Raw genomic sequence first — 11,763 nt, 5'->3', positions numbered from 1 at the left:
CCGCCCGAACGGGGTGAAGCACAGCCGCGACCGCCCCAAAACCCCGCGCCCCCCCGTGAGTTATCGCCAGCAGGCGAGTGAACAGTTGCCCCGGGCGCCGGGGCCGGGCCGAACTGGGGCAGCCCCAGCTCCGCCACTATAAGCCGCTGATCGAGCGGATCATCGCCCAGACCGAACGGCGGGTCCTGGCCGGCGAGCCGGTGCCGGCTGGCGAGAAGCTGGTGAGCCTGTTCGAGCCGCATGCCGACATCATCGTCAAAGGCAGCCGCGACGTCGACTACGGCCACAAACTCAATCTGACCACCGGCAGAAGCGGACTGGTCCTCGACCTCGTCGTCGAAACCGGCAACCCGGCCGACAGCGAGCGCTTGCTGCCGATGCTGGAACGCCACATCGCCTTTTATGGCCAGGCGCCGCGTCAGGCGGCGGCCGACGGCGGCTATGCCAGCCGCGATAATTTGAGCCGAGCCAAAGCCTGTGGCATCCGCGACATGGCCTTCCACAAGAAGTGCGGCCTCAAGATCGAAGACATGGTCAAGAGCCGTTGGGTCTATCGCAAGCTCAGAAACTTCCGCGCTGGCATCGAGGCCGGCATCTCATGTCTGAAGCGCGCTTATGGCTTGGGGCGCTGCACCTGGCGCGGGCTCGACCACTTTAAGGCTTATGTCTGGTCCTCGGTGGTCGCTTACAATCTCGCCCTCCTTGCCCGCCTCAGGCCGACCTTACGCTCCTGATCCGGTAGCGTTCAGAGCAAGCCCGGCGAGCGTCGGCCGATACCCCATGATCCCATTGCCGCCAGATCGCTCTTCGGGCCATAACCTGCGCGGCCTTGTGCCATCACGCGTCCCAAGAAACGATGGCAGCCGGCAAACAACCTTTCAAAACCGCAGAAAAACAGGCGTTTATGGACGGGCACTAGCTAGTTCAACTCTGGCCGCCCCGCAACAAGCGTCAAGAATTTTCCGATAGGCTAAATATTGACCGTATCGGAAAATAATTTTACCAATGCCTATGCGCTCAGGACCCTCTTCCCCCAAAGTGATTGTCGTTGGCGGCGGTATCGCCGGGCTCTCGGTTGCCGCCGCCGTCCAGCAATGGGCTTCGGTCACCCTCATCGAACGCGAAGCACATCTCGGCTATCACGCGAGTGGTCGCTCGGCGGCGCTGTTTGCAGAAACCTACGGCAACGCGGTGGTGCGGGCGCTGTCCGTTGCCAGCCGGCCGGCCATCGTCGACGGCGGTTTTGCCGAGCATGTGCGCGGCGCATTGCATTTCGGTGGACGCGATGACGACGCGATGGTCGATGAACTGGCGCAGAAGTACCAGGCGCTTGTGCCCAGTGTCCGGCGGCTTTCGGCAGACGAGGTCAATGCCCTTATCCCGGTCATCCGCGCCGATACCACCTGCGGCGGCGTCTACGAGCCCGGCGCTCTCGATATCGATACGGGCAAGATGGTCCATGCCTGCGCCGCTACGCTGAAGGCGCTCGGCGGGACGGTCATCTCCGGCGAGGAGGTGCTGGAGATCTCCCGTGCTTCCGGCTGCTTCCAAGTGCTGACGTCTGCCGGCTCCTATGTGGCCGATATGGTCGTCAACGCTGCCGGCGCTTGGGTCGATGTGATTGCCGAACGGGCAGGACTGGCCGGGCTCGGATTTTCGCCCAAGCGGCGCACCGCCTTCATGTTCGATCCGCCTCAAGGGCTCGACGCACGCAAATGGCCGCTGGCCGTCGATTTGCACGAGCGCTTCTACTTCAAGCCGGACGCGGGAAAGCTGATCGGTTCGCTGGCGGATGAGACGGATTCGCCGCCCTGCGACGCCTATCCCGAAGATATCGACGTTGCCATCGCCGTCGACCGGATCGAGCAGGCGACGGAGCTTCGCATCGGTCGCCCGCAAAGGCCATGGGCCGGATTGCGCACCTTCTCAGCGGACCGCACGCCCGTCGTCGGCTTCGATCCGCGTTTGCCGGGGTTCTTTTGGCTCGGCGGTCAGGGCGGCTATGGCTTTCAGGTGTCGCTGACTTTGGCGCGGATCGCCTCGGCGCTGCTGCGCGATGCGCCGATGCCGCAGGATGTCGCCGAATTCGGCGTGCAGTTCGATGCGCTGACGCCCGGTCGATTTATCGAGACGGCCCGCACCTCATCGCTTTCCCCGGTCGATCGATGACCGGACAGACCATGAAGATCGAAACGCTGTCGATGCGGTAAGGAGAACCCCGCGGCGACGTCAACACCAGAGGCAACCAGGAGCGTTTGCTATGAAATCCACACGTCTGATCCTGCGCACCGCGCTCGTCGCATCGACAATCCTGCTGGGCGAGCAGGCTTATGCCAAGACCCTGGTTTATTGCTCGGAGGCGAGCCCAGAAACGTTCAATCCGATGATCGGAACGGCGGATTCTACCATGGATGCTGCGGCCAAGCCGATCTTCAATCGGCTGGTCGAGTTCAAGCCCGGCACGACGGAAGTGGGGCCGGCGCTCGCCGAGAGCTGGGACGTGTCGGAGGATGGCAAGGTCTACACCTTCCACCTGCGCCATGGCGTCAAGTTTCATGCTAACGCGCAGTTCACCCCGACGCGTGAGTTCAACGCCGACGATGTGCTCTACACCTTCGACCGCCAGCGCGACCCCGACAATCCGTACCACAAGCTGTCGAACGCATCCTATGAGTACTTCAATGCGCTGGGGCTCGGCCCGCTGATCGAGAAGATCGAGAAACTTGACGACTACACCGTGCGCTTCACGCTGACGTCGGCGAATGTCACGTTCCTGCCCAGCATCGCGCTCGACTATCTCTCGATCCTCTCGCTGGAGCAGACCGAGAAGATGGTGGCAGCTGGTACGCCGGAGCTGATCGACCAGGCGCCTGTCGGCACCGGGCCGTTCGTGCTCGAGGCCTATGCGCAGGACAGCCAGATCAGATATGTGGCCAACAAGGATCATTGGAACGGCGCGCCGAAGATCGACACTCTGGTCTTCGCGATCACGCCCGAGCCGACCGTTCGTGTCGCTCGCCTGAAGGCGAACGAGTGCCAGGTGGCGGCACCACCACCGCCCGGAGCTGTCGCCGATCTCAGAAACGACCCCGATGTGACGGTCTACAACCTTGAAGGCCAGAACATCGGCGTCCTCGGCTTCAACGTCGAACATCAGCCGCTCGGCGATGCGCGTATCCGTTTGGCGCTTGCCAAGGCGGTCAATCGGCAGGCGATCGTCGAGGCGGTCTATCAGGGGGCCGGCAGTGTCGCCGGCAGCGTTGTGCCGCCGGCGCAGCTTGGTGCCGCCAAGGATGCGGGCATCGATTACGACCCTGAAGGCGCCAAGGCGCTTCTGAAGGAAGCCGGGCACGAAGGCGACCTGTCGGTTGCGCTCTGGGCGATGCCGGTGTCGCGCCCCTACAACCCGAATGCCCGTCGCATGGCGGAGATGATCCAGGCAGACTGGAACGCCATCGGCGTCAAATCCGAGATCGTCAGCTTCGAATGGGCCGAGTATCTGAGCCGCACCGCCAAGGGCGAGCATGACGCCTTCCTGCTCGGCGGCAGCAGCGACAACGGCGATCCGGACAACATGCTGAGCTATCTCCTGAGCTGCGACGGCGTGAAGGGCGGGTCCAATCGGGCGCGCTGGTGCAACGCCGACTTTGAAAAGCTGCTTCAGGATGCCCGGGTTGCTGCCGATCCGAAACAGCGCGCGGCGCTCTATGGTAAGGCGCAGGCCATCCTCAAGGCGGAAGTGCCGGTTGCACCGATCGCCCATTCCGTCGTGTCGATCCCCGTGCGCAAGAGCGTGACGAACTACGTTCTCGATGCCTTCGGCCGCCAGAATTTCGCTAACGTCGACGTTACGGAGTGAGCGGGATGGACGAGATGACAGTCAGCGCGAGCGCCACGCTCGCCGATCTGAGCCGACTGCTTCAAGGCTACCTCAACGACGGCGCCGTCGGCGTCTCGCTGGCCTTCTCGCGGGGTGACGGCGAGATCGCCACTGTGACATCGGGCCTTTCCGATCGGGCGCGGGGGATTCCGGTGTCGCCCACGCAATTGTTCAAGATCGGCAGTTGCACCAAGACATTCACGGTCGCCGCCCTGATGAAGCTGGCGGAAAGCGGTGCGGTGGATCTTGGCACCCCGATTTCGCATTGGTTCCCGGATCTGCCGGGAGCTGCTGCAATTTCCGTGCGCCAGCTGGTCAACCATCGCGGCGGGCTGCCGGAATTCGAGTACGACATACCGATGACGCTGGATCGTATCTGGACGCCGGCGGAACTCGTGGATCTCGCCTTTCAGGTCGGCGGTCAGACGGCGCCCGGCGGCCCAGCGGTCTACAACAACACCGGCTATGTGCTGGCCGGGATGCTGATCGAAGCGGTCACCGGCCAGCCGCTCGGGACCTATGTTCGCCATCACGTGCTCGAACCGCTCGGGCTCGAAAACACCTGGTCGCCCTCGACCGAAAGCTTCCCGCAGGAGCGCATGGTGCGCGGGTACTACCACCGGCCGCCGCCGGCTGCGGACGCGGGGTCGAGCGTCGCTGCCGGGGCAGAGATGTGGCGCATGGACGGCGTGCTCCCCTATTCCGACGCGCTTCAGGATTCGTCGGATTCGTTTCCGTTCACGGCGGCCTATGGCTGCGGCGACATGGTCTCGACGCCTGGTGACATGGTCGCCTTCATGCGGACGCTGTTCGGCGGAAGGCTGCTGACGGACGGGATGTTCCGCGAAATGAGCGAAGGCCGCGTCGCGGTCAGCTTTCCCGGAACGCGGATGCGCGAGACCGGGGTGGGGCTGTTCCAAAGCAGCTACGCCGATCGACTCCTCTATGGTCACCAGGGCAGCATTCCCGGCTATGTCACTGTGATGCAGCACGAACCGATATCGGGGCTGACGATCGCGATGACCAGCAATGTCGGCTCGGGCTACCGGATGTCCTTCTACGCCAGCGGTTTGCACCAGCTGCTTGATCGGGCGGTCGGCATCATCCTGGACGGCTAAGCTCGCCGAGCACCTGTCGGCGATTATGTTTCGACGTCAGATCTCGACCGCCCGGTTTGGGCGGTCGAGTGTTTTTGACAGCATTGTTATGAAAGAACGACGTCGACCTTCTCGAAGGTCCTGACATCGATCAGGCCCTTGTCGGAGATGCGCAGTTCGGGAATAACGACAAGCGCCAGCAGCGAATGCTGCATGTAGGCGTTGTTCAGGCGGCAGCCGCAGATGCGCATCGCCTCGACGATCGCCGCGGCCTTGTCCGCCACGATCTCGGCGCGCTGGTCCGACATCAGCCCCGCCACCGGCAGCTCCACCAATGCCAGTTCCTTGCCGTCCTTGATCACGACGATGCCGCCGCCGACCTCGTGCAGCCGGTTGGCAGCCTGCGCCATATCGGCCTTGTTGGTGCCGACGACGATCATGTGGTGGCTGTCGTGGGCGACGGTGCTCGCAACGGCGCAATCGCTGTCGTAGCCGAAGCCGGAAACGAAGGCGTTGACGACGTCGCCGGTGCCGCGATGGCGCTCCACCAGCGCGATCTGGCAGACGTCCTGGGCGCGATCCATCTCGATGATGCCGCCCGCCGCCGAAAGCTCGGCTTCCAGTGCACGCGTCGGCGCCTGGTTCTCGACGACGCCGATCACCCGGACGCGCGCGCGGGTCGCGGTGCTGTTAAGCCCGATGTCGAAATCTCCGGCTTTGAGCGTCTTGCCGAGGTGCACAGTATTGCGGGCACTCTCCGGGTAGATGAAGGGCGGGATATCGCGCACCAGCGCGCCGGAATCCGCCAGCAGTTCGCCGCGGGCAAACACCGTTTCGATCGGCAACGCGACAAGATCCGACGTAATGATCAGGTCCGCCCGCCGGCCGGGCGCGATCGAGCCGAGTTCGCGCTCGACGCCGAAATGCTGGGCGGTGTTGAGTGTGGCCATCTGGATGGCGGTGATCGGCTTCAGCCCTCGCGCGATGGCGTGGCGCACCACCCGGTTCATGTGACCGTCATGAACCAGCGTGCCGGAGTGGCTGTCGTCGGTGCACAGCAGGAAGTTGCGCGGATCGACGCCGGCTTCGGTGATCGCCTTGACCTGCGCGGCAACGTCGAACCAGGCGGAGCCGAGCCGGAGCATGGCGCGCATGCCCTGTCTGACGCGGGCGATCGCGTCCTCGACCGTCGTTCCTTCATGGTCGTCGGCCGGACCGCCGGCGGCATAGGCGTGAAATTCCCGGCCGAGATGCGGCGAGGCATAATGCCCGCCGACGGTCAGCCGCGCATCCTGGGTTGCCGCGATCTCGGCGACCATTTTCGGATCATTGAAGGCGACGCCCGGGAAATTCATCATCTCGCCGAGGCCGATGATGTTGGGCCAGCTCAAGGCTTCGGCCACGTCCTTGGCCGAGAGTTCGGCGCCGGCGGTTTCAAGCCCAGGTGCGCTCGGCACGCAGCTCGGCACCTGCACGTAAACGTTGATCGGCAGGCTCTGTGCTTCGTCGTTCATCAGCCGCACGCCGGCAAGGCCGAGCACGTTGGCGATCTCGTGCGGATCGATGAACATCGTTGTCGTGCCGTGCGGGATGACGGCGCGGGCAAATTCGGTGACGGTGACGAGGCCGCTTTCGACATGCATATGCGCGTCGCAGAACCCCGGCACGAGATAGCGCCCGGCGGCGTCGACGACCTTGGTGCCTTCGCCGATTGTGTGGCTGGCGTCCGCTCCGACATAGGCGAAGCGGCCGGCTCTGACGGCGATGTCGGTGTGCGGAATGATCTCGCCGGAATAGACGTTGACCCATTTTCCGTTGCGGATCACGAGGTCCGCAGGCTTGCGGCCCATGGCGACATCGACAAGCTCGGGTGCGGTCCTCGACCAGGATTGAAGCATGACAGGTTCCTTCGAATGGAGACGATCTCGGCGCCCCTTTTCACTTCTGAGTAAAAAGGGGCGCCGACAGGCTTACTGGGTCTGTGCGACGAGCGCTGCCGCCAGCAGGGCGACGAACCACATGACCGGCTTTACATCGCCCGGGCGGCCGCAGACCAGCTTGATCAGCACATAGGCGATGATTGCCAGCGACAGACCGAGTGTGATCGAGAATGTCAGCGGGATCAGCACGATGGCAAGGAAGGCGGGGATCGCCTCGTCAAGGTCGGTCCAGCGGATCTTGCTCATCGGCTCGGACATGAAGAGGCCGGTGAGGATCAGCACCGGCGCGGTTGCCACGGCCGGAACGAGCGACAGGAGCGGCGACAGAAACAGGAACGGCACGAAGAGCAGGCCGGCGACAAGGGCGACGAGCCCGGTTCGGCCGCCCTGGGCAATGCCGGCGCCCGATTCCAGATAGACGGTGGCGGGGCTGGTGCCGAGCAGTGCCGAGATCAGCGCGGCGACGGCGTCGACGTGCATGGATTGCTTGATGTTGCGCGGCAATCCCTGCTCGTCCTTCAGATCCGCCGCTTCGGCAAGGCCGAGGAAGGTCGAGAGCGCCTCGATGAAATTGGTGAACAGGAAGACGAAGATGAACGGCAGATAGATCAGGCTCAAGGCGCCGACGAGATCGATCTGGCCGACGAAGCTGAAGTCCGGGGCTGCGGAAAAGCCGCTCCAGTTGACCAGTGTATGCACATCCGGCGTATCCGGCCAGAAGGCGCTGCCATCGCCCCACCAGCGGCCGATCGGGATGGAGAGGATGGTGGTGAGGATCATGCCGGCCATCATTGCGCCGGGAACCTTACGAACCACCAGCGCGACGGTCAGGATGAAGCCGGCAATGAAGGTAAGGGTGACCGGGTTGAATGTCGTCAGCCCGACGATCGTATCCGGATTGGCGACGATGAACTTGGCGTTCTCGAATCCGATCAGCGCGATGAACAGGCCGATGCCGCAGGCGATGCCATAACGCAAGTCGACCGGGATCGCCTCGATGATCGTCTGGCGCAAGTTGAAGAAGGCCATCACGGTGAAGAGCACACCGGCCCAGAAGACGCAGCCGAGCGCGATTTCGAGCGGCACCTTGGCGCCGACGACCATTGTATAGGCAAACAGCGCGTTGATGCCCATGCCCGGCGCTACCAGGATCGGGCTTCGCGCATAAAGCCCCATGGCGCAACTGCCGATGAAGCTGACGAGCACCGTCGCCGTGACGCCGGCCGAGAACGGAATGCCGGCATGGGACAGGATCGAAGGGTTGACGACGATCACGTAGGATGCGGCGAGAAAGGTCGTCAGCCCGGCGAGAATTTCGGTGCGGATCGTCGAGCCGAATTTGGAGATCTGGAAGTAGTGATCAAGCAGGCTGGCGAGCCAGGAGGCTTGCGCCTTGCCCGACGCCGGCTCCACGGCCTTGGGTTGGTAGTTCATTTTGTTCCCCTTTTTTGAAATGAGGAAGGGGCCGGCGATGCCGACCCCTTCGAAGGCTTTACTCCGCTGCTGCGGCGCGCTCATCCTCGCCGCCGTTCCCAGCGAGCGGCGAGATCACTTTCAACTGAACGCAATCGACGACGCCGAGATCGGTGATGGCATATTCCGGGATCGCCGTGATCTGCAGCACGAACATGTACATGAACGGCCATGGCAGGGTGCAGCCGAGCGCCCGAGCTGCGTCGTCCAGTTCCTCCTCCAGCGCCGCCATTTGGGACGGCTCGATATCGGAAACGATGCCGCCGATCGGAAGATGCAGGAAGGAGACGACCTTGCCGTCTTTGACCACCACCTGGCCGCCGTGGTTGGCGATCAGATGGTTGATCGCAACACGCATGTCTTCCGGATTGGCGCCGATGCAGATGATGTTGTTGTCGTCGGGCGCGGTCGAGCTGGCGATCGCGCCTTTGCGCAGTCCGAAACCGGAGGTGAAGGCAACGGGCCGGTTCTTCGTCTTGCCGTAGCGCTCGACCACGGTGACATATTGGATGTCCTGGGCCGGGTCGGCGAGCACGCAGCCATCTTTCACCGGTAGGGTGATATCGCGGCGCGTGCGCACGAAGATCTTTTCCGGCGTGACGGCGATTGCCATGGCCGCAGCACTTTCGCCGGTGCCCTCATAACGCAGCTTCAGATCGTGGAGTTCGAGCGGCGCGACCTTCATCGACGTGAGCAAGGCGGCGCTGCGCGGCGGCGGCACGAGCTCGACGGCCATGCGGCCGTCGCGCGCCACTTCCTCGCCCTTCGCGATGACGGCTTCGATCCTGAATTCGCGCAGGTCGTTGACGAGCAGGATGTCGGCGGCGCGGCCGGGCGAGATCGAGCCGACCTTGTCGTCGATGCGAAGCGCATCGGCGCCGTTGATCGTCGCCATCTGGATTGCGGCCATCGGCGAGATGCCCATGGCGATCGCCATGCGCACCATATTGTCGAGATGCCCGCGCTTGAGGATGTCGCTGGCAACGACGTCGTCGGTGCAGAAGCTGATGCGGCGCAGGGCCTTGACGCCCATCTCGGTGACGATGCGCAGATTGTCGGAAAGGAAGTGCGAGATCGAGGATTCGCGCACGACGACATGCATACCGGCTCTCAGCTTCTCGAGCATTTCCTCCGGCGAATAGCTTTCGTGATCGGCGCGCACGCCCGATTGCTGGTAGCCGCTGAGACGCGCGCCGCGCGTCATCGGGCAGCAGCCGAGCACCGGCAGCCGGTTCTTTTCGGCAAGTTCGAGCGCCGCCAGCACGTCAGGGTCTTCCTCCTGGATGAATTCGCGGACCGTTTCCCAGATGCCGACGCATTCCGGCCAATGATGGGTGGCCTGGTGATCGGCCGGGCTGAAATAGTGACCGACGGTCGAGCGCGGCATGGTGTAGGGGGTCTTGCACGGCGCGCCCCAGAACACCTTGAGCGGCGTCTCCCTGGCCTCGTCGAGGAATTCGCGTGCGGCGTCCGGCCCGCCGACGACGATGATCTGGTCGAGGCCGGTGACGATCGAGGTGGTGCCGAGCGGCACGACCGCCTTGGCAAAGCTCGTCAGCGACATCTTCGAGCATTCAACATGCAGATGGCCGTCGATCATGCCGGGCGCCAGGTACTTGCCGGTGGCGTCGATAATCTTCGTGTCCGGCCCGACGTAGTCGGAGATGTCGCCGACGGCGATGATCCGCTCGCCATAGATCGCGACATCGGCCTGGTAGATCTCTTCCGAAACGACGTTGACCAGCCGGCCGCCGCGGATCGCCAATGTGGCCTTGTTGCCGGTACCCGAGGCTGCCCGGATGAATTCTCTGATATCGCTCACTGAAACCTCTCCCTTAGCGTCGGCGAATATTCCCAGTTTGGTTTCGTTTGTACAATGGGCCGAAATGGCGTATTTGTCGGACATATCATCCAATATTTTGGACGAAAAATGGACCTTTCCCTTCTCGACTGCTTCGTGAAAGTTGCAGATTCCCGTTCGATTTCAGCGGCTTCGCGCCTGCACCGGTTGCCGAAATCGACACTGAGCCACAAGATCCGCCAGCTGGAGGACGAGTTCGGCATCGAACTCTTCGTTCGTGAGGGGCACCAGTTGCATGTGACTGACGCCGGAGCCGAGTTTCTGCGCTATGCCCGGCTCATTCAGTCGAATTGCGAGGATGCGGCAACGGCGATGGCGGAGATGCGGCAGGAGGTGGCCGGCACGCTGCGCGTCGGCTCGACCGGTGAGTTCGGCACGACGATCACATCCGAATTGCTCTATGCGTTTCGGCAGCAATATCCGCAGGTCAATCTCGACGTTGTCTTTCTCAGCTCGCGGCAGCCGTTTTCCGAAGTCACCGAGCAAGCGCTCGACGGCATCTTCCACTGGGGCGAACCTTCCGACGTCGACTATATCAGCCGGCGGCTCTCCGTTTCATCCTATGGCCTCTTCGCCAGCCGCGAATACATCGCCCGGCACGGCGCTCCTGCAAAGCCCGACGACCTGACCGGTCATCGCGGCCTCGTCTTTCGCCAGCCGACCCGCCTGCAATCCTGGTATCTGACGAGGGATGGCGACGCCGAGATTGATCTGCTGCCGACGGCGACCTGCACGACCAACGACTATTGGACGATCAAATATTTCGCGGTTGCCGGCGAGGGGATCGCCTACCTGCCGGATTTCTTCGTGGAGACGGAGCGGCAGGCGGGATTGCTGCAGCCGGTACTGGCCGAATGGAGTTCGCCGAAGACGGCGATCAATCTCATCTATTCGCGCCGGAGGCACGTGTCGAAACGCTTCAGGGCCTTCGTCGAATTCTGCATCGATTTCTACCGGGATCGCGAGCGCGCCAGTATTCCGCGTTATTACGTGGAGAAGGTCAGTATGCCGAGCGCTGCGGGGCGCTGACGCGGCGCATCATCCTGATCCGTTGGCGGCGCGGAAAGCCAGGTCGATATATGCGACCACGTGCTTCTCCGCGATATCGGAGACGGACTGCATCTTGATGTGCCGACGTCCCTTGCCTTGACCCATCAGCACGCCATGTGCGTCCGTCAGTGCTGCGCCCTCGCTGAACTCCAGCGTGACATGAGCCGAATAGGGAAATATGCCGCAGAAGGGTTTTGCGGCAGAAAACAGCAGACCGCCATATTTGATTTCTTCCGAAATGCCATTCCCGGACGCCAGCACGATTTCGCGCAGCCGTGCAACGATCGCGAACTGCGTCGCGCCGCGGTCGCGGATATCGGCGAGAAAGGTTTCGATACGCTTGTCCATCATCGCTCGCTCACGATTTGTAGAATGATTTGAGTTCCGGTGCCGCTTGCGCGCCGAGGCACGACTTCCGGCAAGCTTCATACTGTGGACAGGACGGGCATTCTCCGCCTGTGC

General features: G+C 63.0%; 8 protein-coding genes and 1 pseudogene. 5 read left to right on the top strand and 4 right to left on the bottom strand.

Going from position 1 to position 11,763, the window contains the following annotated elements:
• The 4 genes and pseudogenes from AC244_RS20325 to AC244_RS20310 all read left to right on the top strand — a co-directional run.
• Positions 1 to 734: pseudogene (locus tag AC244_RS20325) on the top strand (transposase); the annotation flags it as partial.
• A 271-nt stretch (positions 735 to 1,005) separates the two neighbouring features.
• Positions 1,006 to 2,169 (top strand): NAD(P)/FAD-dependent oxidoreductase, encoded by a 1,164-nt coding sequence (locus AC244_RS20320; protein WP_234716991.1) that lies wholly within the window; start codon positions 1,006 to 1,008, stop codon positions 2,167 to 2,169.
• Positions 2,170 to 2,260: 91 nt separating this feature from the next.
• Positions 2,261 to 3,859: an ABC transporter substrate-binding protein gene (locus AC244_RS20315; RefSeq protein WP_053250619.1), complete on the top strand. Its 1,599-nt coding sequence runs from the start codon at positions 2,261 to 2,263 to the stop codon at positions 3,857 to 3,859.
• 5 nt (positions 3,860 to 3,864) lie between these two features.
• Entirely contained in the window at positions 3,865 to 4,998 is a 1,134-nt protein-coding gene (locus AC244_RS20310; protein ID WP_234716990.1) for a serine hydrolase domain-containing protein, read from the top strand.
• An 86-nt stretch (positions 4,999 to 5,084) separates the two neighbouring features.
• Here AC244_RS20310 and ade read toward each other — a convergent pair whose 3' ends face one another.
• The 3 genes from ade to AC244_RS20295 all read right to left on the bottom strand — a co-directional run bounded on the left by ade (position 5,085) and on the right by AC244_RS20295 (position 10,212).
• Positions 5,085 to 6,875 carry an adenine deaminase gene (ade, locus tag AC244_RS20305; protein WP_053250618.1) on the bottom strand — a complete coding sequence of 597 codons (1,791 nt, stop codon included), beginning with the start codon at positions 6,873 to 6,875 and terminating at the stop codon, positions 5,085 to 5,087.
• Between the two features lie 72 nt (positions 6,876 to 6,947).
• Complete coding sequence (locus AC244_RS20300; protein WP_082366985.1) at positions 6,948 to 8,351, bottom strand: NCS2 family permease; 1,404 nt, start codon at positions 8,349 to 8,351, stop codon at positions 6,948 to 6,950.
• 58 nt (positions 8,352 to 8,409) lie between these two features.
• Positions 8,410 to 10,212 carry an adenine deaminase gene (locus AC244_RS20295; protein ID WP_053250641.1) on the bottom strand — a complete coding sequence of 601 codons (1,803 nt, stop codon included), beginning with the start codon at positions 10,210 to 10,212 and terminating at the stop codon, positions 8,410 to 8,412.
• A 108-nt stretch (positions 10,213 to 10,320) separates the two neighbouring features.
• On the opposite strand from AC244_RS20295, the gene AC244_RS20290 reads away from it, so the two are divergent.
• A complete protein-coding gene (locus AC244_RS20290) occupies positions 10,321 to 11,280 on the top strand; it encodes a LysR family transcriptional regulator (protein WP_053250617.1) in 960 nt (319 codons plus the stop codon).
• 9 nt (positions 11,281 to 11,289) lie between these two features.
• Here the strand turns inward: AC244_RS20290 and AC244_RS20285 are convergent, their stop codons facing one another.
• Complete coding sequence (locus AC244_RS20285; protein ID WP_053250616.1) at positions 11,290 to 11,652, bottom strand: DUF1801 domain-containing protein; 363 nt, start codon at positions 11,650 to 11,652, stop codon at positions 11,290 to 11,292.
• Positions 11,653 to 11,763: the final 111 nt, after the last annotated feature.

Origin of the sequence: Ensifer adhaerens (genome assembly GCF_001270265.1) — a bacterium.
Lineage (GTDB): Bacteria > Pseudomonadota > Alphaproteobacteria > Rhizobiales > Rhizobiaceae > Ensifer > Ensifer adhaerens_B.
Note: the sequence above shows the minus strand (reverse complement) of the source record. Positions and strands in the feature narration are given on the sequence as shown.